Annotated in this window: 20 protein-coding genes; 15 read left to right on the plus strand and 5 right to left on the minus strand. The window is 60.9% G+C overall.

Annotation, left to right across the window (positions count from 1 at the left end; genetic code table 11):
* Positions 1-166: 166 nt before the first annotated feature.
* Both ACO54Z_RS04590 and rpsT read right to left on the minus strand, forming a co-directional pair.
* On the minus strand, positions 167-559 hold the full coding sequence (locus tag ACO54Z_RS04590) for a diacylglycerol kinase (protein ID WP_485995958.1): 393 nt from the start codon (positions 557-559) through the stop codon (positions 167-169).
* A gap of 65 nt (positions 560-624) precedes the next feature.
* Positions 625-894, minus strand: a complete 270-nt coding sequence (rpsT, locus tag ACO54Z_RS04595) for a 30S ribosomal protein S20 (RefSeq protein ID WP_298081174.1) — start codon at positions 892-894, stop codon at positions 625-627.
* Positions 895-1064: 170 nt separating this feature from the next.
* Here rpsT and hemL point away from each other — a divergent pair, with 170 nt between their 5' ends.
* The 13 genes from hemL (at position 1065) to ACO54Z_RS04660 (ending at position 16305) form a co-directional block, all read left to right on the plus strand.
* On the plus strand, positions 1065-2357 hold the full coding sequence (hemL, locus tag ACO54Z_RS04600; RefSeq protein WP_485995959.1) for a glutamate-1-semialdehyde 2,1-aminomutase: 1293 nt from the start codon (positions 1065-1067) through the stop codon (positions 2355-2357).
* The gene (gene pdxH / locus ACO54Z_RS04605; protein ID WP_485995960.1) at positions 2357-2995 is read left to right on the plus strand and encodes a pyridoxamine 5'-phosphate oxidase; all 639 of its coding nucleotides are present in this window, start codon (positions 2357-2359) and stop codon (positions 2993-2995) included. Before hemL ends, pdxH begins: the two co-directional genes overlap by 1 nt.
* Positions 2992-3879, plus strand: coding sequence for a methylenetetrahydrofolate reductase (locus tag ACO54Z_RS04610; protein ID WP_485995961.1), 888 nt, complete (start codon positions 2992-2994; stop codon positions 3877-3879). Before pdxH ends, ACO54Z_RS04610 begins: the two co-directional genes overlap by 4 nt.
* Positions 3880-4030: 151 nt before the next feature.
* Entirely contained in the window at positions 4031-4177 is a 147-nt protein-coding gene (locus tag ACO54Z_RS04615) for a hypothetical protein (protein ID WP_485995962.1), read from the plus strand.
* Positions 4174-4635, plus strand: a complete 462-nt coding sequence (locus ACO54Z_RS04620; RefSeq protein ID WP_485995963.1) for an addiction module antidote protein — start codon at positions 4174-4176, stop codon at positions 4633-4635. The genes ACO54Z_RS04615 and ACO54Z_RS04620 overlap by 4 nt, the downstream gene beginning before the upstream one ends.
* 25 nt (positions 4636-4660) lie before the next feature.
* Positions 4661-5026, plus strand: coding sequence for a hypothetical protein (locus tag ACO54Z_RS04625; RefSeq protein WP_485995964.1), 366 nt, complete (start codon positions 4661-4663; stop codon positions 5024-5026).
* A gap of 164 nt (positions 5027-5190) precedes the next feature.
* Positions 5191-5544: a DNA-directed RNA polymerase subunit omega gene (rpoZ, locus tag ACO54Z_RS04630; protein WP_485995965.1), complete on the plus strand. Its 354-nt coding sequence runs from the start codon at positions 5191-5193 to the stop codon at positions 5542-5544.
* Between the two features lie 2 nt (positions 5545-5546).
* Positions 5547-7757, plus strand: coding sequence for a RelA/SpoT family protein (locus ACO54Z_RS04635; RefSeq protein ID WP_298081159.1), 2211 nt, complete (start codon positions 5547-5549; stop codon positions 7755-7757).
* Positions 7754-8131 carry a RidA family protein gene (locus ACO54Z_RS04640; protein WP_485995966.1) on the plus strand — a complete coding sequence of 126 codons (378 nt, stop codon included), beginning with the start codon at positions 7754-7756 and terminating at the stop codon, positions 8129-8131. The genes ACO54Z_RS04635 and ACO54Z_RS04640 overlap by 4 nt, the downstream gene beginning before the upstream one ends.
* Before the next feature lie 92 nt (positions 8132-8223).
* The gene (gene dcuC, locus ACO54Z_RS04645) at positions 8224-9603 is read left to right on the plus strand and encodes an anaerobic C4-dicarboxylate transporter DcuC (RefSeq protein ID WP_485995967.1); all 1380 of its coding nucleotides are present in this window, start codon (positions 8224-8226) and stop codon (positions 9601-9603) included.
* Positions 9604-10280: 677 nt separating this feature from the next.
* On the plus strand, positions 10281-11330 hold the full coding sequence (locus ACO54Z_RS04650; protein WP_485995968.1) for a hypothetical protein: 1050 nt from the start codon (positions 10281-10283) through the stop codon (positions 11328-11330).
* A 162-nt stretch (positions 11331-11492) separates the two neighbouring features.
* Entirely contained in the window at positions 11493-13553 is a 2061-nt protein-coding gene (gene recG / locus ACO54Z_RS04655; RefSeq protein WP_485995969.1) for an ATP-dependent DNA helicase RecG, read from the plus strand.
* Between the two features lie 436 nt (positions 13554-13989).
* Positions 13990-16305, plus strand: coding sequence for a transferrin-binding protein-like solute binding protein (locus ACO54Z_RS04660; RefSeq protein WP_485995970.1), 2316 nt, complete (start codon positions 13990-13992; stop codon positions 16303-16305).
* A 475-nt stretch (positions 16306-16780) separates the two neighbouring features.
* Here the strand turns inward: ACO54Z_RS04660 and ACO54Z_RS04665 are convergent, their stop codons facing one another.
* The 3 genes from ACO54Z_RS04665 to ACO54Z_RS04675 all read right to left on the minus strand — a co-directional run bounded on the left by ACO54Z_RS04665 (position 16781) and on the right by ACO54Z_RS04675 (position 22714).
* Positions 16781-18094, minus strand: coding sequence for a replication-associated recombination protein A (locus tag ACO54Z_RS04665; protein ID WP_485995971.1), 1314 nt, complete (start codon positions 18092-18094; stop codon positions 16781-16783).
* Between the two features lie 660 nt (positions 18095-18754).
* Positions 18755-19687 (minus strand): outer membrane lipoprotein periplasmic chaperone LolA, encoded by a 933-nt coding sequence (gene lolA, locus ACO54Z_RS04670; RefSeq protein ID WP_485995972.1) that lies wholly within the window; start codon positions 19685-19687, stop codon positions 18755-18757.
* 204 nt (positions 19688-19891) lie between these two features.
* Positions 19892-22714 carry a DNA translocase FtsK gene (locus tag ACO54Z_RS04675; RefSeq protein ID WP_485995973.1) on the minus strand — a complete coding sequence of 941 codons (2823 nt, stop codon included), beginning with the start codon at positions 22712-22714 and terminating at the stop codon, positions 19892-19894.
* A 179-nt stretch (positions 22715-22893) separates the two neighbouring features.
* Between ACO54Z_RS04675 and ACO54Z_RS04680 the strand changes: the two genes are divergently transcribed.
* Together ACO54Z_RS04680 and ACO54Z_RS04685 are read left to right on the plus strand one after the other, a co-directional pair.
* Complete coding sequence (locus ACO54Z_RS04680) at positions 22894-23589, plus strand: hypothetical protein (RefSeq protein WP_485995974.1); 696 nt, start codon at positions 22894-22896, stop codon at positions 23587-23589.
* A gap of 9 nt (positions 23590-23598) precedes the next feature.
* On the plus strand, positions 23599-24060 hold the full coding sequence (locus tag ACO54Z_RS04685) for a hypothetical protein (RefSeq protein WP_485995975.1): 462 nt from the start codon (positions 23599-23601) through the stop codon (positions 24058-24060).
* Positions 24061-24230: the final 170 nt, after the last annotated feature.

Below are 24230 nucleotides of genomic sequence, written 5' to 3' on the forward strand. Positions count from 1 at the left end.
GACCGGGTCGTCGCGGAATTTTGTTAAAAATGGCCATATTGGCAATGGCAAACGGACAGGTGCGTAGGGCTTTCTTATCGTGCTGAATGGTGCACCATGTGCGCTGCATCTTTTGAAGCGACTTTCTTTTCTTATGACGTAAATTCGGACTGGAGGATTTCGCGTTTTATGCAGCAAGCCAGCCATAGAGCGCCATGCCCCAGAGGAGGGCGATGAAGGTGAGGCAGGTGTATTGTGCGGCGGAACCCGCGTCTTTGGCGCGTTTGGCGAGCGGGTGGATTTCGAGCGAGGTGTGGTCAACCGCCGCTTCCAGCGCGGTGTTGAGCAGTTCGGTGATGAGCGACATCCCGGAGGCGAGGACCAGCAGCATTTTTTCGGCAAGCGGGAAGGGCAGGAAGATGAGCAGGGCGAGCAGGATGCCGTGCAGGCAGAGCAGTTCGCGGAAGCCTGCTTCTTCGATTGCCGCCCTGATGCCGTCAATGGAGTAGCCGAGCGCCTTGCGGATGCGACCCAGGCTGCTTTTGCGGCCTTTGTATTGTTCGGATGGGTTGTTTTGCATGGTTTTCTCTTGTTTTGGGCAAAGAAAAACCCGCCGGGGCGGGTTGGTGTGCGTCAGGCGTTGTTTCAGGCGGCGGTGGCTGCCTTGATTTTGGCGCTGAGGCGGCTTTTCAGGCGGGCGGCCTTGTTTTTGTGAATGAGGCCTTTGCGCGCGGCGCGATCCAGTGCGGATGAGGCGCTGACGTAGATGGCTTGCAGGCCGCTTTTGTCGCTGCCTTCGAGGGCGCGCAGGACTTTTTTGACGGCGGTGCGCATACTGGAACGCTGGCTGGCGTTGCGGGCGCGGGCTTTTTCGGCTTGTCTGACGCGTTTTTTTGCTTGTGCTGTGTTAGCCAATGTATTTCTCCTGATTGGAATCCGGGTGTTTTTGAGGGCGCGGATAATGCCGTTTTTTGGCTTTGTTGTCAATGTGTTTCGCGGTTTTGGGGTGTGCTTGACCTGGGTGATTGTTTTCCGTCTGCCGGGCTTGGATAATGCAGCCTTTCCTGTTTTTCAGAGGTTTTTTTATGTTGTCGCAACAGGCTTTTCTGGCCGCGCAGAAGGTAATCCCCGGTGGGGTCAATTCACCGGTGCGCGCGTTTCGTGGGGTCGGCGGTACGCCGCGCTTTATTGCCCGTGCCGAGGGCGCTTTTATTTTTGATGTCGATGGCCGCCGTTATGTTGATTTTGTCGGCTCGTATGGCCCGGCGATTGTCGGCCACGCGCATCCGGGGATTGTCCACGCGGTGCAGCAGGCGGCGGAAAACGGCCTGAGCTTCGGCGCGCCGACAGTGGCAGAGACGCAGTTGGCGGAAGCCATTGTCGCCCGTATGCCGGGGGTGGAGATGGTGCGGATGTGCAATTCGGGGACGGAGGCGACGATGAGCGCCATCCGCCTCGCCCGCGCTTTTACCGGGCGCACGGATTTTTTGAAGTTCGCCGGCTGTTATCACGGCCATAGCGATGGCCTGCTGGTCGCTGCCGGCTCGGGTGCGCTGACCATCGGCGTGCCGGATTCGCCCGGCGTGCCGCCCGCTTATGCGCAGCACACGCTGACCGCGCCGTACAACGACATCGCCGCGCTGGAGCAGGTGTTTGCCGCGCACGGCGAACGGCTGGCGGCGGTGATTGTCGAGCCGGTCGCGGGCAATATGAGCTGCGTCCCGCCTGACCCGGCGTTTTTGCGCGCGCTGCGCCATTTGTGCAGCAAGTTCGGCACGGTGCTGATTTTTGACGAGGTGATGACCGGCTTCCGTGTTGCCCGTGGCGGGGCGCAGGAGCTGTTCGGCATTGAGGCCGATTTGGTGACGCTGGGCAAGATTATCGGCGGCGGGATGCCGGTCGGCGCCTTTGGCGGGCGGCGCGAGATAATGGAGCTGCTCGCCCCGCTCGGCGGCGTTTATCAGGCGGGGACGCTCTCCGGCAATCCGGTGTCCATGGCGGCGGGGCTGGTCAGCCTGCGTCTGACCGATGACCCGGTGTTTTACAAGAATCTGGCGGAAATCACCACTGCCCTTGCCGATGGCCTGCTTGACCGCGCCAGGGCGCACCGGATCCCGCTGGTGGTCAATCACGTCTGCGGGATGCTCGGCCTCTTTTTCACGAAAGAAGACCGCATCGACAATCTCGACGCGGTGAAACGCTGCGATGCCGCCCGCTTCGCCCGCTTCTTCCACCTGATGCTGGATGAGGGCGTGTACCTTGCGCCGTCGCCGTTTGAAGCCATCTTCACCGGCAGCCAGCACAACGCGGCGGTGCTGGACGACACCCTGCGCGCCGCCGACCACGTCTTCACCCGGCTGAAAGCGGAGGAACACTGATGGACATCGGCAACATCCGTCACGATTTCGACGCCCACCCGCCGCTCGAACGCGAAGACCTGCTCGACGACCCGATTGCGCAATTTGAGCGCTGGTTTAACGAAACCCTCGCCGCGAAAATCGCCGAGCCGAACGGCTTCGTTCTCTCCACCGTCGCCGCCGACGGCCTACCCTCGCAGCGCGCGGTACTGCTCAAATACTTCGACCGCGACGGCTTCGTCTTCTACACCAACTACGACAGCCGCAAGGCGCAAGAAATCGCGGGCAATCCCAAAGTCTCGATGCACTTCCCCTGGTTTGCCTTGCAGCGGCAAATCAAAATCGAAGGCGAAGTGGAAAAAGTCTCGCGCGAACAAACGCTCAAATACTTCCTCTCGCGCCCGAAAGGCAGCCAGCTCGGCGCGTGGTGCTCGACGCAGAGCAAAGTCATCAGCTCACGCCAACTGCTGCTGCAACAATGGGAGCGGATGAAGGCCAAATTCGCCGACGGCCACATCCCGCTGCCCGACTTCTGGGGCGGCTACCGCATCCGCCCGCAGGCAATCGAATTCTGGCAAGGCCAGCCGAACCGCCTGCACGACCGCTTCCTCTACCGCAAGAGCGGCGACGGCTGGACGATAGAGAGACTCGCGCCATGACCGTCCGTATCGAAGACCTGCAAGCGCTCATTCGCGGCTACAGCATCGAAATCACGCCGAAAGCGGCGCAAAAAATCGGCGACTTCCGCCCGTGGCTGGCGGCGGGTACCCAAGTCTATGTGCCGCACCTGCGCGGCAGCGACATCGGCGACACCCTCGCCGCCTGCGAACAGCTGCAAAGCCAACAAATGCAAGCCGTGCCGCACATCGTGCTGCGCAACTACCGCAGCGAAGCCGAACTGCGGCAAACGCTCGACCGCGTGCGCGCGCTCGGCATCGATCGCATCCTGCTGCTCGCCGGTGCGGCACCGCAGCCGCAAGGCCCCTACGACAGCGTGATGAGCATGCTCAAAACCGGGCTGCTGCAAGACTACCCCTTCGCCCACATCGGCTTTGCCGGTCATCCCGAAGGCGCGGCGGACATTCCCCGTGCCGAACAGGAAGCGGCGGAGGCGCAAAAACAGGGCTACGCCCTGACCTACCCGGCGGATTACGCCTTCATCACCCAGTTCTGCTTTGAAATGCCACCGATTGCCGCCTGGCTGGAACAATTACAGGCGCGGCAAATCACCCTGCCGGTACACATTGGCATCCCCGGCGTCGCCAGCCTGCAATCGCTCATCCGCCACGCGCAGGCCTGCGGCATCGGTTCCTCGATGAGCTTCCTCTGGAAAAACGCGCGCAACATCCGCAAACTGATGCGCCTCAGCACCCCGGACAAACTGCTGTGCGACCTCGCCGCCTACCGCCGCAACCACCCGGACAGCGCCCTGCGCCAACTGCACTTCTACCCGCTCGGCGGCTTTGAATCCACGATTCACTGGTTGCGCGCCATTGAAGCGGGCGACATCCGCCTCAGCGAAGACGGCTTTATCGCCTCATGACAGCTTATACCCTTAAAACCACAAACACCTACCGCAGCTGGTTGGCAAACCTGAAAGACCGGCAGGCCAGGGCCGGTATCGAACTGCGGATGCGCCGGGCAAAAGAAGGCAATTGGGCGACCATAAAAGCGTGGGACACGGCACCAGCGAAATGCGTGTACACATTGGCGCGGGCTACCGACTCTATTACACCGTGCGCGATAGACAAATCATCTTCCTGCTGCTTGGTGGCGACAAAAGCAGCCAGAAAGCCGACATCGCCGCCGCGCAAAAAATCAAAAAGGAGCTGTTTCCATGACCAAGACCAAAATTGTCCCCTACGACCCCACCTACTACTTTAAGGACGACGAAGACATCGCCGTTTACCTGCAAGTTGCGCTGCAAGAGTCCATCGCCGACAACGACTACAGCCTGCTTGCCCACGCCATCGAAACCTCCGCCAAGGCACGCGGCATGACCGCACTGGCAAACGCGGCAGGCATCCCGCGCAACGAACTCTATGACCTGCTCGAGGCTGATGCGCCGATGCCTTTTGCCACCCTGCACAAACTGCTGACTGCGCTGGGCGTACAAGTCTCGCTCACACCCGCCGCCCCCGGCAAAACTGAAGCCGCTACGGAAGCAACCACCAACGGCGCCGCCGCCGAAGCGGTGCATGAACCCGCCGAACTGGTAGCACCCGCCAAAAAAACGGGGAAAAAGCCCTTGCCCAAAACCGCCCGCGACAAAAAAGCCCCGGCGCGGGCAGAAGCCTGATTCACACCATAAACAAGGACACCCCATGCACAAACTCCCTGCCCTCGCCACCCTGCTCCTCGCCGCCTGCACCAGCCAAACCGCCTTCCTCACCGGCGTCCCCGAACTGCCCGCCGGGGATGACATCTTCTGGGCGTACTACTGCGACAGCGGCGCCGAACTCCAAATCAACTACGCCAACATGGGCGGCGAATACAGCGCCACCCCCAAACTCAAAGAAGGCAAGCGCGTGCTGCCGCGCCGCAGCGCATACGACTTTGACGACGGCGTATACCGCTGGACGAGCAACGACGGTGGCCGTTCCTTCCGCCTCAGCCACGGCGACCAGACCGTGTACGGACAATGCAGCGCGCGCCGCCAGCTCGACAAGGACGCGATGTATATCCGCTAACTACGCGTAAAAATACATACATCACCCCCGCTACCTTGTATGTAAACCGCGGCCCTCGCCTGCAAAAAAAACCAACCGTTGCCGCGCCACTGCACCCCGCCAGAGCGCGGCAACTTTGCTAAAATGCAGCCCTTTCCCCATACCAGCACACACACGGAGAACCCATGGCCCGCGTCACCATCGAAGACTGCCTCAAAGACGAAAACAACCGCTTCCGCCTCGTACTCGCCGCCTCCCGCCGCGCGCGACAAATTGCCGACGGCCACCAGGCCCTTGTTCCCGCAGAAGGCGACAAGGTCACGGTCATCGCCCTGCGCGAAATCGCCGAAGACAAAACCACCATCGACGCCCTGCTGCGCGGCCACAAGCCCGTCCCTGTCCCGCCCGTTGCCGAAGAAATCCCCGCTGCCGAAGGCGATGGCGATGCCGAAAATGACATTGACCTTGACGATGAAACCGATGACAGCGATGACATTGACGAAGCCGAAGACCATCCCGAAGACACCACCACGGAATAGCCATGAACCCTGCGCCGCTTGCCCTCGAATACCAACCGTTCGCCGTATTCAGCGGCGCCCAAACCCTGCAAGCGGCGTATGACGACCTCGCCGCCGAACTGAAAAAATACCTCGACCCCGAAGACATGGAAAAAATGCTGCGCTGTGCCGTCTATGGCGCCGCAGCCCATGAGGGGCAAAAACGCCAGAGCGGCGAACCCTACTTCATCCACCCCATCGCCGTCTGCCGCATCCTCGCCCGCCAGCGCTTTGACCTGCCGGTGTTGCAGGCGGGGCTTTTGCACGACGTCCTCGAAGACACCATCGTCAAAAAAACCGACATGGCGGCGGAATTTGGCGAAGAAGTCACCCGCCTCGTCGATGGCGTCAGCAAACTCGACCGCCTGAAAAAAACCGCGCCGCAAGCTGCCGTCGCCGACAGCTTCCGCAAAATGTTCCTCGCCACCTCGGACGACCCGCGCGTCCTCATCATCAAGCTGGCCGACCGCCTGCACAATATGCAAACCCTCGGCGTGATGCGGCGCGACAAGCAGTACCGCATCGCCAAGGAAACGATGGAAGTGTACGCGCCGATAGCGAGCCGCCTCGGCCTCTACTACTTCAGCATCCAGCTGCAAGACCTCGCTTTTTCCTACCTGCACCCGTGGCGGCACGCCGTGCTGCGCAAACGCTACCTCGAACACTTCGCCCGCAACGAAACCCTCGACCGCGTCAAGGGCGCGCTGCAACCGCGCCTGCAAGCGCTCGGCGTCAAGGCCTCCATCAACAAGCGCCAGCGCCACCTCTGGGGCGTGTACGAACGCATGGGGCGCAAACAAAGCTTCCGCGAAGCCATCCGCACCGTCCCCATCCGCATCATCACCGACAACGAAGACAACTGCTACCGCATCCTCGGCAGCCTGCACGGCCTCTACCGCCCGGTACACGGCAAATTTGAAGACTACATCGCAGCACCCAAAAGCAACGGCTACCGCTCGCTACACACCAGCGTCCTCATGCCGGACGGCATCATGCTCAACGTACAAATCCGCACGCGCGACATGCACACCCTGGCAGAGGCGGGCATCATCTCCGTCTGGCACCAATACGCCAAACAGCGCGCCGTGCAAATCGAAGCGCACAGCATCGAAGCCGAAAAAAATATGCGCGAATGGCTGTCGCGCCTCAAAGAAATCCAGAACCTCACCGACGACCCGCTCCAGTTCTACGACACCATCAAAAAAGAGCTCGTCTCCAACGACATCTCCGTTTACACCCCGCAGGGCGAAGTCATCGACCTGCCGCGCCACGCCACCCCGGTGGATTTTGCCTACGCCATCCACACCAAAATCGGTAACCACTGCATCGGTGCCACCGTCAACGGCAAGCCTTACCCCATCTACAAACCGCTGGAAATGGCGCAGACCGTCGAAATCCACACCAGCCCCGATGCCCGGCCACACGCGGGCTGGCTCCAGTTCGTCGTCTCCCGCCGCGCCCGCGAAGCCATCAACAAATACCTCAAAGAGCTGGCGCGCAAAGACGCGCGTACCCTCGGCCAGCGCCTGCTCGGCAACGCCCTGCGCCGCCTCGGCCACAACATCGACCACATCGACGACGCCCGCTGGCAACACTACCTCGAACAAAGCGGCACCGACCGCAACACCCTGCTCACCCAAATCGGTCAGGGACTGCAACAACCGGCACTCGTTGCCAGCGCGCTGATTGAAAACGGCGACCCGGCTGCCCCGGCGATGGCCGACGACAGCACCAACACCCGCCAGCTCGAAGTGCACAGCGCCTTTGAAAGCGGCATCACCCTCGCCGAATGCTGCCACCCGCTGCCGCAAGAGCCCATCATCGGCCAAATTGTGCCGGGCATCGGCATCCACATCCACCGCCGCGAATGCCCGATGCGCGGCATCGTTGGCGGCGAAGAATGGATCAGCGCCACCTGGGCGGCAGAGCGCAAAGGCCTCTTCCCTGCCGCCATCGAAATCGAAGCCTACGAACACCCGCGCCTGCTCGCCGACGTCTCCAGCGCCATCGCCGACGCCGACGCCAACATCACCGACTTCCAGATGAACCCGGCCGCGCACGACACCCACCGGCGCATCCTCACCGTGTGGATTGAAGTACGCGACCGCGAGCACCTGACGCAAATCACCCGGCATTTGCGCCTGCTGGAAGACACCATCGAAATCCGCCGGGTAGAAAGGAGCCAAAATCCATGACCAAACAAATCATCCACACTGACAAGGCACCGGCTGCCATCGGCCCGTACTCACAAGCCGTACGCACCGGCAACCTCGTCTTCCTCTCCGGGCAAATCCCGATAAACCCGGCCACCGGCGAACTCGAACACCACTTCGACGTCCAGGTTGAGCGCGTCTTCACCAACTTGCTCGCCGTCTGCCAGGCCGCCGGGGGCGATTTCAGCAACATCGTCAAACTCAACATCTTCCTCACCGACATGGAGCGCTTCGCCGAAGTAAACGAAGTGATGAAACGCTACTTCACCGCGCCCTTCCCGGCACGCGCGGCGATAGCCGTACGCGCCCTGCCCCGCGACGCCCAAATCGAAATCGAAGGCGTGATGGCGCTGTAAACCGCACCACATCGCACACACTCGCGCAGGGCTTGCCCTGCGCGAATGCCATCTGCCACCCACATATCGCGATACCAGCCAGGACAACAACCATGAACCCCGCATACCTCAGCATCCTCCTCGGCGTCCTCGCCCTCACTGGCGCGGGCATCCTCATCATCCGCGGCTACAACGCCAAGGGCATCCTGTTCAGCATCGGCATCACCCTGATGATCCTCGCCTACGCCCTCGGCCAGGACATCACCAAAACCCCCGGCGGCGACCCCGTGGCCGACCTCACCAACCACATCTACGGCCTCTTTGAAAACCGGGGCGGCGGCCTCGGCATGATCATCATGATCCTCATCGGCTTCTCCGCCTACATGAGCCACATCGGCGCGAACGACGTCGTCATCCGCGTCCTCTACAAACCGCTGCGCCACATCCGCTCGCCCTACATCCTCCTTGCCGGCGGCTTCCTCCTCGGTGCGCTGATGTCGCTCGCCATCAACTCCGCCACCGCCCTCGGCGTCTTCCTCATGGCGACCCTCTTTCCCATCATGGTGCGCCTTGGCATCAGCGCCCCCTCCGCCGCCGCCATCTGCTCCAGCACCACCCTGGTGAACCTCTCGCCGACCGCCGCCGACCTCATCCTTGCCGCCGAAAAAGCCGAGGCCGACTTCGTCCACTTCAGCTTTGAAATCATCATCCCGATGTCCATCGTCGCCCTCATCTGCGTCGCCATCGCCCACTACTACTGGCAACGCTACTGCGACCGCCGCGAAGGCCTCGGCCAAAACACGCATGACGCCCTCGAAACCGCCGAAGCCACCGCGCTCAAAACCGACGCGCCGGTGTACTACTTCATCCTGCCCTTCCTCCCCATCGCCGGACTCTTCCTCTACAACGGCAACATCCTGCCGGAAATCGAACTGGGCGGCCTGGTCGTCCTCACCATCCTCATCTCCGCGCTGATCGAATACCTGCGCAGCATGGACGCGCGCAAAGTCTATGACGGCCTCGAAATCTGCTACCGCGGCATGGCCGAAGGCTTCTCCAGCGTTGTCGTCCTCCTCGTCGCCGCCGGCATCTTCGCCCACGGCCTCGAAACCATCGGCTTCGTCAAGGCACTGCTCGGCGCCATCCAGGGCGACAGCGCCGCCACCATCATCATGCTGGCGCTGGTCGTCATCACCCTCGTCGTTGCCATCGCCGCCGGCTCCGGCAACGCCGCCTTCTTCGCCTTCGTCGAACTCGCCCCCAAACTCGCCGCACAAATGGGCATCAACCCCGCCTACCTCATCGCGCCGATGATGCAAGTCTCGAACATCGGCCGGGTTGTGTCGCCCATCTCCGGCGTCATCGTCGCCGTCTCCGGCGCGGGCAAAATCTCGCCGCTGCTGCTGGTCAAACGCAACGCCGTCCCGGCGCTGGTCGGCGTTATCGTCGTCGTCGCCTACACCATGCTGTTCGTGCCGAAAATAACCCCGTAACCGCGCAGCGAACACATCCAAAACCCACGACAAGACACCGGGGCTGTTTACCATTTGAATCCCCTGGGGTGTCCCGAAACGTATGCTGACAACCAGCAGAGCAGCAAACATCAGCTGTTGCCAATATTCCGCCGGTTCGCCCCCTCCCCTGCAGGGCGAAGCCCGCAGCGGGCGGGTACCCACGCAAAATGCGGACGCATTTTGCGTGGGGCCCGGGGGAGGGCTGGGGAGGGGGTGAGCGATATGATTGATGAGCCGAAATTCCAATTTTTCAATTGTTTGCCGCCCTCACCCCAACCCCTCTCTCTTGCTTCGCAAGCAATGCTTGTCGCTGCGCGAGCTGTCCCAGTCCCAGAGGGTAGAGGGGCTTATCCGCCGAATTGCAAACAGCGCCTGGCCAGATTTCCCGCCGATGCCCAACAAATAGCCCGCGCAAGTCGGCCATTCATGGCTGACCGCAAAAATATCGGGCTGCATCGCAACAACCGTTGCCGAAACGCCTGCCGATCCGCCCCCTCCCCTGCAGGGCGAAGCCCGCAGCGGGGGAGGGTTGGGGAGGGGGTAGCGTCCGTAACTTTACCGCCAATGCAATTCAGACACCCTCTGAAACAGCATACCTTTCAGGACACCACCAAACCGCTTCTACAAGACAGCCGTATTTTGGAACCTTCCCCCACATGACCCTCACCTTCCCCCGTCACATCCCCCGCTTCCTCGCCGCACTCGCAACCGCGCTTGCCGCCGCGTGCTACCTCCACTTTGCCTTCAGCTTCCACAGCATGAAATGGGCGTACTACCTCAGCAACCTCGTCCTTGCAGGCGGCGTCATCCTCATCGCCCTCTGGCGCGCCCTGCGCCGCGCGCGCTACCTCCTCCGCCCCGAAACCCTGCAACTGGACAGCCGCGTCCTCACCATCCGCCATCGCGACGCCGAAGCCTGGCAAACGCTGCAACTGCCGCTTGCCCGCCTGCTTGACGTTTGGACAGACGGCGACACCCTGCACCTCGTCTGGCAAGAGCGCCGCCTGCGCCACGCCGCGCTCAACCTGCAACACGCCCGCTACCGCGACGCCAGCGGCAAAACCCGCCCCGGCAGCGCGGATGCCATCGCCCAACGCCTGCGCGGCCACCTGCCGCCCGCCACCGCCTGGCCGCCCGCGCGCGTGCCGGACGGCATTGAGCGCCGCTGGACATTCAGCCGCGCCCCCGGCGCCAGCCTGGAAGACTACTCTGCCCTCCTCGTGCCATTTGGCACCCCGGTCGTCGCCGTCATCGCCTGGAGCGCGCTGCGACTGGATCAACTCCTGCAACAGCTCGGCGTCCCGGCGACCATCCTCGTCACCACCGTGCTGATACTCCTCGCCTTCTGCGCCGCCTTTCTCGCCATCAGCAACTACTGGCTGCGCCAACCACAGCGCCCGCCGCTGCCCGACCTCATCCTCGCGCGCGACGGCATCCACCACGGCACGACGCACATCCCCTGGGCGGGCATCCGCGCCGTGGAAGAAGACCGCTGGCACAGCAGCGACGACAAACCGCGCCGCGCGCTGAACCTCTACTGGCAGCCCCACGCCAACGCACGCTACCTGCGCCACCGCCGCATTGACACCAGTTACCCGGCCAACAGCGACGATTGCGACGCCGTCACCCGGCAAATCGCCGCACACATCCGCCTGCACAGCCCCAACCTCAGCACGCGCCGCGACCTGCCCGCGGTGCGCCTGTAACCGTCCTTGCAAAGCCCTGTACGGCGTTGCGCCACCACACACGCTACGATTGCCGAACGCATTTATAGAGCCGCAACCCGTCGCCCCGCCGCTGAAGCGCAAAGATGCAGCCCGCCGCGTGCTGTTGCACAATAACGCCCTTTCCGGCCAAACCCCGCACCCATGCCCTTCAACCAGCCCCTGACCAATCTCGCCGCCCACGGCGAAAAAACCCTCACGCTCTTCGCCCGCAGCGGCGTCGAAACCCTGCGCGATCTCCTCACCCACCTGCCGCTGCGCTACGAAGACCGCTCGCACATCACCCCCATCGCCGCGCTGCGCGACGGCGCCACCGTGCAAGTCCACGGCGAAGTGCTGCACGCCGACCTCGTCCAGCGGCGCAAGCGGATGCTGCTCGTCACCCTGCGCGACGCGGCGGGCGACTACTGCAAGCTCGTTTACTTCAACTTCTACCCCAGCCAGCAAAAAGCCTTCGCCCCCGGCCGGCGCGGCCTCTTTTACGGCAAGGCGGTGTGGACAGTGCAGGGCTACCAAATCCACCACCCCGAAGTGCAATGGCTGGCCGACGGCGAAACGCCGCACCTTTCCGCGCAACTCTACCCCGTTTACCCCACCGTCAAAGGCTTGGGGCAGGCGCGCTGGCACGAACTGATGTGGCGCGCGCTGGCGCTGGTTCTGCCGCAACTGCCCGCACAAGACCCGCTCACCGAAGCAGGATACTGGCCGCTGCCCGCCGCGCTGACCGCGTTACACCAGCCGGACGAATCCACCGCGCTGGACGCATTGCTCGCGCGCGATCATCCGGCGCGACGCCGCCTCATCATCGAAGAACTGGTCGCGCACCAACTTTCCATCCAGAACGCGCGCCAGCGCCTGCGCGAACAGCGCGCCACTGCACTACCCGCCGAACCGCCGCTGTTACAACAATTCCGCGCCGCCTTACCTTATACGCTCACCGCCGCGCAAAGCCGCGTCTGCGCCGAGATCGCCGCCGACCTCGCACAAACGACGCCGATGCTGCGCCTGGTGCAGGGCGACGTTGGCAGCGGCAAAACCGTGGTAGCGCTGTCCGCCTGTCTGCAAGCCATCGCCGCCGGACAACAGGCGGTGTTCATGGTGCCGACCGAGCTGCTCGCCGAGCAGCACGCCGCCAACATCCGCCGCTTGCTCGGCGACCTCCCGGTGCGCGTGGAAACGCTGACCAGCAAAATGCCCGCCGCCGACAAACGCGCCTGCCTGCAAGCAATTGCCGACGGCAGCGCCGACCTCATCATCGGCACGCACGCCGTCTTTCAAGAACAAGTCCGCTACGCCCGCCTCGCCCTTGTCGTCATCGACGAACAGCACCGCTTCGGCGTACACCAGCGCCTGCAACTGCAAGACAAAACCGCGCCCGGCGCGAGCGTGCATCAACTTGTCCTCACCGCCACCCCCATCCCGCGCACCCTCGCCATGAGCCACTACGGCGAGCTGGATTGCTCCATCATCGACGCCCTGCCCGCCGGGCGCCAGCCGATACAAACCAGCGTCGTCTCCAATCAGAAGCGCGACGCCGTCATCGCCCGCGTCGGCGAAAACTGCCGCGCCGGGCGGCAAGCCTACTGGGTCTGCCCGCTCATCGAAGAATCCGACACCCTCGAATGCGAAAACGCCGAAGCGACGGCGGCGCAACTGCAAGCCATGCTGCCGGACATCCGCGTTGCCCTGCTGCATGGCCGCATGACGAACGACCAGCGGCAGGCGACGATGAACGCCTTTGTTGCGGGCGAAGCGCAACTGCTTGTCGCCACCACCGTCATCGAAGTCGGCGTCGATGTCGCCAACGCCACCCTGATGATTATCGAAAACGCCGAACGCTTCGGCCTCGCGCAACTGCACCAACTGCGCGGCCGCGTCGGCCGGGGCAGCGCACAATCGTACTGCCTGCTGATGTACCAGCCGCCGCCGGGCGAAACCGCCCAACGCCGCCTGCGCATCATGCGCGAAACCACCGACGGCTTCCGCATCGCCGAAGAAGACCTTGCCATCCGTGGCGCGGGCGAACTGCTCGGCACAAGACAAACCGGCGACGCCACCTTCCGCGTCGCCCGCCTGCCGCGCGACGGTGATTTGTTGGGCGAAACCGAACGCCTCACCCGCGAACTGCGCGAACGGCATCCCGACTTCTGCGAGATACTGCTCGCACGCTGGACAGCTTCGCGCGAGAAATATCTGAACGCCTGAAGCCATTAGCCATTTACATACACCTTCCCCGCTACCCTGTATGTAAACCGCCGATTTCCCCTCCCCCGTGGGGGAGCGTGTATAGACCGGACACATGGGTAACAGGTGTGCGAGGACATACTGCAAATGCGCAACCTCGCTATAACGGCCAGGACTAGACGCATCTCCCCGGTGCGGAGCAGCTTCCGTCCGTCTGTTGTCTGAATGACACATCATTACCAAATGCACACCGCTACCATCCCCTGGCATATCCCCAAAAATCCCCTGAAAAACAAAACATCACATCCGACACGGCCCGCCCGCAGCGTGTGGTGTGTGTACAACCCGGTGTGAAAACTTGCAAAGCACAAACATTACATTAAGATGCCAACCAGTCATGCGGCTGTAGCCAGTGGCTATATCCTTATCAGTCTTCAACACAAACGGAGATCCAAAAATGAAACTAACCAACCTCTCATTGGCAATCATGGTGGCCGTTGGCGTTGCTGCCTGCGGTGGCAGCGATGACAACAACAGCAACAAGCCCGCTGACCCGCCCAAGCCCTCTACCCCCAGCCAGCCCCAACAGCCGGAACAACCCAAACAGCCGGAAGCCCCCAGCAGCCAGCAAACCGTTGACCCGACCGGCACCCAGGTCGTAGATGACAAAGACCTGACCAAACAAAACACCGTCGGCACCCTGAACTACATCCGCCGCGACGGCTCCAAATACGACCGCACCCTGAACCCGACCAAGCGCGCCTCCGCCTCGCCGCTGCTCGGCACCAGCCTCGACGAACAAAACCCGCAGCTGACCAACATCGTCCTTGCCCGCCAAGAAATCACCCGCGCCGACGGCACCCCGGTCAAGGCACAATTTGCCGGCAGCGACAACCCGATGCCGCTCAAGGCAGACGGCACCCCGATTCCGGACTCCGTCACCAACGATAACAGCCTGCAACAGGAAAACTTCGCCAACGTGGACGTGCTGGCAGGAATGTACAAGCGCAACGTGGACAACACCGATGCCTTGCACGCCGATGAAGCCAACAACGTGGATGACAAGAACAAGATTAACCGGGTCATCAACGATACGATGTGGTGGGGACCGCTTAATACACCTAACCCTAATGAACACGGAAAAAATCAGGTAACACAGCATCCCACCTACAACACAACTCCCTATGTAATTTCCTATGGTGACGTCAATGGTAAAGGGGAACGTGTTCTCTCCAATGGCTATCACTATACGACTATTAAAAATCGTCTTGATTTGAAGCCAGATGAGAACAATGCTGGCTTAACAACCGATAACGTCGGAAGACATGAGCTTGACATGACCCAGCGTGATGGGGGGTTAACCGCAATTATCGACCCGCTGAAATGGCAAGAAAAAGGCAGAACCGGAACTGGTACACCTGCCGATCCTTATGTTTATACCGGTATTAAACACACCGGCAAGGATATTAATGGCAAAGACGTCTATACCTATCGCGGTTTTACCCCACCGGCGGATGAAAATTCCACTATCGATTTTGGTAAATATACAATTTCTGCCCGGGCTGCCCATACGGGTACAGTTTATGACGGCAGATACAACAGTGCCCGCTACGGCAAGGGGCTGGTGTGGTGGTCTGCGCCGGAAACCGCTTTCGAGAACTCCGTTTCTCGTGGCAAAACAGAAACCGATGACATTACAACAGCGGTTACTACCAGCACGACCAATAATGGCGTTACCGAACTGGCCAAAGAAAACGGCAATGCCGCTACCAACGGTCTGATCCGTGTCGGCGGTGGTTTCTCTACCTTGGGGCAGGAGCTGACCTACAACAAAGAAGAGAAGAAATGGGAAGACCACCACAATACGACTACCCGTATCTTCGGTCGTTATCACCTCGCCTATGCCGGAACCGGCGAGAAAAACAAGGGTATCCATCCGGTTGCCATGAACAGCTTCAAGGGCGCCCGCTCTTTCGTTGCCGAAGTAGAAAATACCGCTTGGGACAAGACTACTTACCTCGGAACCCCCGGTACCAAAGCAACCCAATACAGCATCGGCGCCATCCCGACGACGCTGAAATACGTCCAGTATGGCCGCGTTTCCACCCAACTGGATGTTGATGAAGGCACCAAAGGCTACGCCGACAACTTCATCCGCAACCCGTTCAAGGCGAAAAACGCCGACGATTCCGTCGATGATTACTTCTACCGTGGTACCAATGCCACCACCATCGAACAGATGGCGGCATTGCCGAGCGATCAGAAAGCGGTGTATCAGGGACACGCGCTGATGTACGGCATTGACAACGACTTCCACAATGCCGGCAAACGCAACCTGCCGAACGCCTTTGCCGGCGCGACCAACGGCCTGGGCCTGGGCAACTTCGTCGAAGCCCGCGTGGATTTCGGCAAGAAGCGCGTCCTCGGCGACGTCTATAACGAATGGCTGCTCGACCCGACCAAGGCGACCACCACCCGCGACAACCTCGTCCGCTTCCAGGGCAATATCGTTGGCAACACCGTGGTCGGTACTGCTGACCGCACCTACGTCGCCGGTGATGACTGCGCCACCTTCAAGGCATCCTTCTTCGGCGAAAAAGCGGAAGAAATGGGCGGCTCCTTCAACTCCGTACAAGACCCGCAAAAATACGGCGATGCCTACGGCCAGAACGACTGGGGCGGCGTCTTTGGCGCGAGCAAGGGCGATGGCGGCAACACCTTCCAAGGTGATGACGGCAACAACAATTACGGCAACAACAACCCCACGCCGTAAGCATTCCCCGCTTGAGCATCAAAACGGCCACGCAAGTGGCCGTTTTTTATTAGGGCTGTTTATAGCGATACTTACAAAGTTCTGTACAAGGCGCGTCGTTGTATAGCCATCCACCGAAAGCCTCATACTGTGTTGCGTCGCCTCGCCGTACAACCGCGTACTGCCTTCGGCGACGCGCCTTGTCTGAAACTTTCGGTGGATGGCTATAGCCGCAAAATCGTCGCCATCACCCGGATGGTGCGCCGAGGCGCACCTTATGGCGGATTCCGTGCGTAGGGTGTGTGGCGGCGCAGCCGACACGCACGCGGGAATTTGACATCGGCAAACGCGTGCGTGCCTGCGGCACACACTCTGCGAGGGAAGGGCGAACCGGCGAAATATTGGCAACGCTGGTTTTTGCCGCTTTGCTGATTGTCAGCATACATTTCAGGACACCACCGGGATTTTTACGGTGGGGCAAGCCCACCCTACAGAGCTACGGTGATGGTTTGGGCGGGGATGTCGCCTGTTCGTCCAGCGCTTGCAGCTGTTCGAGTTTGTCCGCCAGTTTGATTTCAAGGCCACGGCGGTTCGGGTGGTAGAAGCGGATGCCGTGCATTTCGGCGGGCAGGTAGCTTTGTCCGGCGGCGTAGGCTTGCGGTTCGTCATGAGCGTAGCGGTAGCCCGCGCCGTAGCCTTCGTTTTTGTGGACGGCGGTTGGCGCGTTGCGCAGATGCAGCGGCACCGGATGCGACGGGTTGTCGCGCACGTATTGGAAGGCGGCTTTCATCGCCTTGTAGCTGGCGTTGCTTTTCGGTGCCAGCGCCAAATAGGTGATGGTCTGCGCGAGTGCCAGGTAGCCTTCGGGCGCGCCGAGGCGTTCATAGGCTTGGTAGGCGTTCAGCGCAAGGTTGAGCGCGTTCGGGTCGGCGTTGCCGATATCTTCGCTGGCGACGCAGAGCATCCGCCGCGCGATGGTGAGCGGGTCGGCGCCGCCGTCAATCATCCGCGCGAACCAGTACATCGCGCCGTCCGGGTTGGAGCCGCGCAGCGATTTGTGGAAGGCTGAGAGGAGTTCGTAGAACCAATCGCCCTGTTTGTCCAGCGCTTTCGGCTGGTCAGCGAGTGCCTGCGCCAGCGCCGCGTCGCTGTCGATGCCCTGGCGGCGCAACAGCGCCCATTCTTCCAGCCAGCCGATGGCTTTGCGCGCGTCGCCGCCCGCCTGGTAGGCGAGGGTGCTGATAATGTGCGCATCCGCTTCAAGGTTGAGCGCGGCAAGGCCGCGCTGCAGTTTTTCGGCCAGTTCTGCTTCGCTGAGCGGTTGCAGGTGGTAAACGCGCAGGCGCGAGAGCAGGGCGTTGTTGAGGTTGAAGGCGGGGTTTTCGGTAGTGGCGCCGATGAGGATGAGGGTGCCGTCTTCGACGTAGGGGAGGAAGGCGTCCTGCTGTGCCTTGTTGAAGCGGTGGATTTCGTCGATGAAGAGGATGGTTTTGCGGCCAACGGCGCGCTCTTGTTGTGCCTGGGCGACGGCTTCGCGCACTTCCTTGACGCCGGAGAAGACGGCGGAGAGGCGGATGTAGCGCGTGTCGAAGGCGTCGGCCAAGAGCAGCGCAAGAGTAGTTTTGCCGCAACCGGGCGGCCCCCAAAGGAGCATGGAGTAGGGCTGTTTTTGGGCGATGGCGACCGCGAGCGGCATTCCGTCGCCGAGGATGTGGCGCTGGCCGATGTAGTCGGCCAGTGTTTTGGGGCGCAGGCGGTCGGCGAGCGGGGCATCGTTGCTGCGGTTAAAGAGCGAGGGTTGGCCGCTCATAGGGGTGTATCTCTGTTTGGGGTTTGGATTGGGTTTACATACAGGATAGCGGGGAAGGTGTATGTAAATGGGCGGTTGATGGTTTGCTTTGACAGTGAAGTGCTTTTGATTCGGTAGGGTGGGGCTTGCCCCACCGTGAAAGCTAGATGTTTCGTGGTGGTGGGTCAAGACCCACCCTACGTTACTCCACGGGGAACAGGTTTACATACAGGGTAGCGGGGAAGGTGTATGTAAACGGGTTTTGCGCTTAATGAAATTGCGGTATGCGGACTAGATGCTGTTTACAATGGGTCATAACATGATGATTTCATTAGCAGGTTTGGTTAAGGCCTATTTACCATTCAGCCGTAAACACGCCCAAGCCAATGTGGTTGCGTGGCGACGATTTTGTGAGCTACACCATTAGTTTGTAGGGTGTGAGCCACAGGCACGCACGCGTTTGCCGATGTCAAATGTCCGCGTGCGTGTCGGCTACGCCGCCACACACCCTACGCACGGAACCGCCCGCTGCGGGCTTCGCCCTACGGGGGAGGGAGAATGGCTGCGCCATTTGTTTTGGCTGTAGGGTGGGGCTTGCCCCACCGTGAAAGCCAAATGGTTCGTGATGGTGGGTCAAGCCCACCCTACGTTTAGTCTGCGGTGAAGGGGGCAGGCGGCGGGTTATTTGCCGACGATGTCCACGCCGGGCGGCGGGGTAAATTCAAATTGTTTGGCGGGGATGCCGGCGTTGCGTTTCATGTTGCTGAAGGTGAGGACGGTTTGGCTGCTGCCACCGTCGATCATCACCGCGCTGATGGTGTTGCCGTCCAGCACGATCCAGAGGCTGTCGTATTCTTCCTGGTGTTTTTTCGGTTTGAGGCGGTAGGCGACGCCGTTTGCCGCGTATTTTTGCAGGCGCGCTGGAACGAGGTTTTTCACGGTGCGGTTGGTCTGGAAGTTGCGCGAGATGTTGTCATCGCCGTTCAGGAGTTCGACGGCGACGTCGCCAACGAGTTCGCTGCGGTCGCGCACGCTGATTTGTTCGAGGTCGATGTCGTAGTGGTAAACCTTTTTGCCGTTGCTGATGATTTTTTGCGGGTTCGGGCGCTGGTAGTCCCAGTAGAATTTGCCCGGTTTGGCGACCCACATTTGGCCTGAGCTCGTTTCCTGGCCGCGTTTGTTGTATACGGTTTGGGTGAAGCTGGCTTGCAGGTCTTTGGTGCCGCGCATGAAGGATTCCAGCGCGTTCGCGTCGTTGGCGGCAGGCGCGGCGGGTTGTTGGGGTTCGGGCGCGGTGGCAGCGGCGGTGGTTGCAGCCGCTGCCGGAGCGGTGCGGGTGGCAGCGCCGAAGGGGCGTTCGCGGGTGGGCTTGTCGGCGGCGGGTTTGTCGTTGGTCGCTTTGGTCGCGGGTTGTTTGACGGCGGCGGCGAAGGGTTTTTCTTTGGTGGTAGCGGGCGGGTTGGTTGCCGGTTTTTTGGCGGGTTTGTTACCGCTGTCTTTTTTGGCGGTCGCCGCCGGTTTTTTGGGTTCTTTGGCGTTGTCGCCAGGCGCAGCGTGGGCGGCGGGCAGGGCAAGGGCGAGTGCCAGCAGGGCGGCGGTCAGGGGTTTTTTCATGGGGTATTCCTTGTGGGTTGGTTTGGGGCGGGACTATACGGGGACGCGGTTTGCGCAGGTTTTGGCGGGGGATGACGGGGCGGTAAGGGTTGGGTCGCGCTGGTATCGCCAATTTTCATCAGTGGTGATTTCACGGACGCTACCCCCTCCCCAGCCCTCCCCCGCTGCGGACGCTGCGCGTCCTGCGAGGGAGGGAGCGTCCGCTTAGTATTCTTCGCCGCCACCGCCGGGAGTGAGGACTTTGCGGATGCCTTTGTTGTCCGGGCGGGAGACGAGTCCGGCGCGCTCCATCACGTCCACCATGCGCGCGGCACGGTTGTAGCCGATGCTGAGGTGGCGTTGCAGGCCGGAGATGGAGGCTTTGCCGGATTCGATGACGACTTGTACGGCCTGGTCGTAGAGCGGGTCGAGTTCGCCGTCTTCGTCGCCACCGCCACTGCTGCCGTTGCCGCCGGGGGTGGCGGCGGCCGGGTCGGTGATGTCTTCGTAGTGCGGTTCGCCCTGGGTTTTGAGGTAGGTGGTGAGGCGATCCACTTCTTTGTCGTCAATGAAGGCACCGTGGACGCGACGCATACTGCTGCCCGGTTCGAGGTAGAGCATATCGCCGTTGCCAAGCAGCGATTCGGCACCCTGGCTGTTCAGGATGGTGCGTGAGTCGATTTTGGAGGAGACCTGGAAGGCGATGCGCGTCGGGATGTTGGATTTGATGAGGCCGGTGATGACGTCCACCGACGGGCGCTGCGTCGCCAGTATCATGTGAATCCCGGCGGCGCGCGCTTTTTGCGCGATGCGGGCGATGAGTTGTTCGACGTTTTTGCCCGCGACCATCATCATGTCCGCCAGTTCGTCGATGACGATGACGATGTGCGGCAGCGGTTTCAAATCCGGCACGGGATTGGCGAGGCCGACGTAGAGGGTGGGGTCAACCAGCGGGTCGGGGATGTGTTCGCCGCGCGCTTCGGCTTCGCGGATGATTTTGTTGAATTCGTCCAGTTTGCGCACTTTCAGCGCCACCATCAGTTGGTAGCGGCGTTCCATTTCGGCGACCGCCCAGCGCAGCGCGTTTTCGGCGTCGCTCATGTCGGTGACGACCGGCGCGAGCAGGTGCGGGATGTCGCGGTACATCGCAAGTTCGACGGTTTTCGGGTCAACCAGGATGAGTTTCAGCTCGTCCGGTTTGGCCTTGTAGAGCATACTGGCGAGGATGACGTTGATGCCCACCGATTTGCCGGAGCCGGTGGTACCGGCGACGAGCAGGTGCGGCATTTTGCCGAGGTTGGCGATGACCGGTTTGCCGCTGATGTCGGCGCCGAGGACGACGGTGAGCGGTGAGCTTTCTTTTTGGTATTGCGGCGATTCGAGCACGCCACGCAGCGGCACCATTTCGCGTTTGCGGTTCGGGATTTCGAGACCGATGAAGGGGCGGCCAGGGATGACTTCAACCACGCGCACGCTTTGCACCGAGAGGAGGCGGGCGATGTCGCGCTCCAGGTTGGTAATCGAGCTGACTTTGATGCCGGGGGCGAGCGAGAGTTCGATGCAGGTGACGACCGGGCCGACGATGATGTTTTCGACGCGCACGCTCAGTTTGTAGTTTTTCAGCGCCTGCTCAACCTGCATCGCCATTTCGTCGAGCTCCTCGTCGCTGTAATTGGCGACGGCGGTCTTGCCGGGGTTCAGCAGGTCGAGTGCGGGCAACTGGTAGGTTTTTTCGATGCGCGAGGGGGCGATGAACGGCGCGCGGTTGCCCGCTACCGCCACGGCGGCACCAGCGGCGCCGCTGTTGAGGCGGACGCGCAGTTGCGGTTCATTGCGGTCGCCGCTCTCTTCCGCCGGGGCGACGGGTTCGCTGACCGCCGGGGCGTCGTAGTTGTCGTCGAGTGCGGCGAAATCGTCTTCATCCACCGCGCCGAGGTCTTCGTCGTTGGCAGCATCGTTGGCAGCGGTGAGCCAGGTGCTGTCTTCGCCTTGCAGCGGCAAGCCCGCCTCCTGACGGCGGGCGAAGTAGTCGCTTTTCGGGCGGTAATCGTCGCCGTCTGCGGGCGGCGGCGGGACTTCTTCCGGCTCCGGTGCGATTTGCGATTTGTAGTGCGCCCAGCTCAGGTTGGGCTCGCTGCGCACGGGCGGCGCTTCTTCGCCCGGCTGGTGGCGCGGCGGCGCGCGGAAGGCGAGGTGTTCGCCCTCTTCCCGGTCGGGTGGCAACACGGGCGCGCGGTTGTAGGTTGGGGTACGTTGTGGACGCGGCTTGTTCCGTCCTTTTTCGGCGCGATATGCCCGGTATTTGTCCAGCGCCGCCAGGGCGCGTTCACGCAAGGCCGCACCGAGGCCGCTCCCGGCCGGTGCGTCGTCGCCGTCCCCGCTTTCCGGGTCGCGCAGGCGGCTGCGGCGCGGGCCGTCGCTCGCCGGCGGCTGGTGCGCCTGGCCATCCACTTTGCGCCAAAGCCAGTAGTAGGCATTGACGCCGTGTTGCCCGATCCATTCCAGCACGCGAAACCAGTTGGCTTCCAGCAGCAGGGTGATGCCAATGGAAAGCAGCAGGGTGTAGATGCTCATCGCCACTTGTACCGGCCAGATGCGCAGCAGTTCGATGGTAATTTTTTGGCCGACGATACCGCCGCCAGTGACAGAAAGCGAGTTGATCGGGGTGGTGAAATGCAGCGACAGCACGCCGCAGAGGGAAATCAGGGTAATCAGCAGGGCGAGGCTTTTCCAGATGACCATTTCGGTATCAAATTCGGTGTGCCGCATTCCCTGCCAGCCGATGGCGCCAAGGCCGACCGGCAGCAGGTAGGCGCCGTAACCGAGGGCAGAAAAAAGCGCGTCGGCGACGTAAGCGCCGAGAATGCCGAAGAAATGCTGGGTATCCTGGGCGCCGCCGGAGGTACTCCAGCCGGGGTCGGTGTTGTGGTAGCCGAAGAGGTCAAGCAGCAGCAAGAAGGCGAGGATGATCAGAATGATGTACAGCACGTCGGAGACGCCACGACGCAGGTGATAGTGCCAGCTTTCGCTCGGATTGGGAGGAGACATGGTGTGATGGTTGAGTGCTTGTAAAAGGCCGACATTGTAAGGAAATACAGGGCGTTTTGCACGTCTGGCAGGCGGTGCGGTGGCCTTTCCTGCCGCTTTTCGCTCTGGCACGACGGCATTGCCCGCCCCGGCGGAAGCTGCTACCTTCACTGCCAGCAAAACCCGTCAGGAAGGACAATATGACAAACGAAAACAACAACCCCGCCCTTGCTGCCCTGCGCCGCCAGATTCATGCGCAGGAAAAAGAAAACCCGCATATTGCGGCACAAATCGCCAGCCGCATCATCCTCGACAAACTGCTTGCCCTCCTCAAGGACGACAGCGGCGTACACGTCGAAAGCGCCTTTGCCATGCTCGGCGCGCTTGCGGGCTATGCCTGCCAGCAAAGCGCGCTGTACGCGCTGGCACACGGCGACAGCAGCCATACCGTGATGGTGGTTGACGGCGCAGACGGCAAACAATACCTCTTTGGCGATGCCATCAACCAGCCGCTGGTAGAAGCGCCGCTCTCGCTTTGGGCATTGCTTGGCGGACAGGCGCAACACCTCGGCGACCACGAACTGCCCGACCTTGACGCCATTATTGCGCACGTCAGTCAAAGTGTCGGCACACCGGCGTTTGGCAAACCGCGCCTGCCACCGGGACACGACGAAATCCGCTTTACCCCACAAGAAAGCCTGGAGTTGCTCTGGCAACCCTTCGCTGCCAGCCTCCTGCAAGCGCTGGAAGTACCCGCAGCGGACTGGCCGCTCGCCTGCGGACTGGCGATACAGGAGCTGATGGCACAGGGCAAAGACGTCCTCGCGCCGCATCTCGTGGTAACCATCGTCATGGAATGCGCGGTACCGATGAGCAAGATGGTGATGAAAAGCTGACGGGAGAATATGATGGCTTTTAAATGTGAAGGGATTAACCCAACGCTTAGGGAAAAATTTTATAAGGAAGAAATAGATATGCGAAAAATAGATCCTGAAAAATATAGTTTTTTAGTAACAGGTATAGATAAAAAGGATAATTGGATAAGAGATTACGAAAGAAATATTATTTCATGGTTTTCCCCAAGCATGATGGCAAAAAGAGATGGTGATTATTCAGAAAGAGTATGGATAAAATTTCTTAATTTAAGAGGTGATAATATATCTTTTTTTTGGGTGGAGTCAAGTAATGCTATTCATAGTGATGATAGGGTTATATATAACTGGAGTAAGATCCTTGATTATAGGATATGTAATAATATGGACTTTGGAAGTTCTGTTTTAATATTAAAAGATATACTAATCTGTTTTGGGGGAGGAAAGTGGAACAATGAATATTTTCCTAATTTTTTGGTGGCTTTTGATTTTTAATGTTTGGAACAAGCATAGGGTGCGCCTTGGTGCACCCTATAGTCAGAATGCCGGTTAGCAATCGCGGATTGGTTGTTGTGTCCGGTATTTTTCGTCGGGCGTCGGCCCAACCTGCGGCAACGGGTCGTACAGAAACGATGACACAGGGCAAAGACGTCCTAGCGCCGCAT

The organism is Cardiobacterium sp., assembly GCF_057314735.1.

Excerpts from the sequence above, each read along its gene's own strand:
- ACO54Z_RS04590 (WP_485995958.1), bottom strand. The coding sequence starts at position 559 with ATGCAAAACAACCCATCCGAACAATACAAAGGCCGCAAAAGCAGCCTG.
- hemL (WP_485995959.1), top strand. The coding sequence starts at position 1,065 with ATGTTGTCGCAACAGGCTTTTCTGGCCGCGCAGAAGGTAATCCCCGGT.
- pdxH (WP_485995960.1), top strand. The coding sequence starts at position 2,357 with ATGGACATCGGCAACATCCGTCACGATTTCGACGCCCACCCGCCGCTC.
- ACO54Z_RS04610 (WP_485995961.1), top strand. The coding sequence starts at position 2,992 with ATGACCGTCCGTATCGAAGACCTGCAAGCGCTCATTCGCGGCTACAGC.
- ACO54Z_RS04615 (WP_485995962.1), top strand. The coding sequence starts at position 4,031 with ATGCGTGTACACATTGGCGCGGGCTACCGACTCTATTACACCGTGCGC.
- ACO54Z_RS04620 (WP_485995963.1), top strand. The coding sequence starts at position 4,174 with ATGACCAAGACCAAAATTGTCCCCTACGACCCCACCTACTACTTTAAG.
- ACO54Z_RS04625 (WP_485995964.1), top strand. The coding sequence starts at position 4,661 with ATGCACAAACTCCCTGCCCTCGCCACCCTGCTCCTCGCCGCCTGCACC.
- rpoZ (WP_485995965.1), top strand. The coding sequence starts at position 5,191 with ATGGCCCGCGTCACCATCGAAGACTGCCTCAAAGACGAAAACAACCGC.
- ACO54Z_RS04635 (WP_298081159.1), top strand. The coding sequence starts at position 5,547 with ATGAACCCTGCGCCGCTTGCCCTCGAATACCAACCGTTCGCCGTATTC.
- ACO54Z_RS04640 (WP_485995966.1), top strand. The coding sequence starts at position 7,754 with ATGACCAAACAAATCATCCACACTGACAAGGCACCGGCTGCCATCGGC.
- dcuC (WP_485995967.1), top strand. The coding sequence starts at position 8,224 with ATGAACCCCGCATACCTCAGCATCCTCCTCGGCGTCCTCGCCCTCACT.
- ACO54Z_RS04650 (WP_485995968.1), top strand. The coding sequence starts at position 10,281 with ATGACCCTCACCTTCCCCCGTCACATCCCCCGCTTCCTCGCCGCACTC.
- recG (WP_485995969.1), top strand. The coding sequence starts at position 11,493 with ATGCCCTTCAACCAGCCCCTGACCAATCTCGCCGCCCACGGCGAAAAA.
- ACO54Z_RS04660 (WP_485995970.1), top strand. The coding sequence starts at position 13,990 with ATGAAACTAACCAACCTCTCATTGGCAATCATGGTGGCCGTTGGCGTT.
- ACO54Z_RS04665 (WP_485995971.1), bottom strand. The coding sequence starts at position 18,094 with ATGAGCGGCCAACCCTCGCTCTTTAACCGCAGCAACGATGCCCCGCTC.
- lolA (WP_485995972.1), bottom strand. The coding sequence starts at position 19,687 with ATGAAAAAACCCCTGACCGCCGCCCTGCTGGCACTCGCCCTTGCCCTG.
- ACO54Z_RS04675 (WP_485995973.1), bottom strand. The coding sequence starts at position 22,714 with ATGTCTCCTCCCAATCCGAGCGAAAGCTGGCACTATCACCTGCGTCGT.
- ACO54Z_RS04680 (WP_485995974.1), top strand. The coding sequence starts at position 22,894 with ATGACAAACGAAAACAACAACCCCGCCCTTGCTGCCCTGCGCCGCCAG.
- ACO54Z_RS04685 (WP_485995975.1), top strand. The coding sequence starts at position 23,599 with ATGATGGCTTTTAAATGTGAAGGGATTAACCCAACGCTTAGGGAAAAA.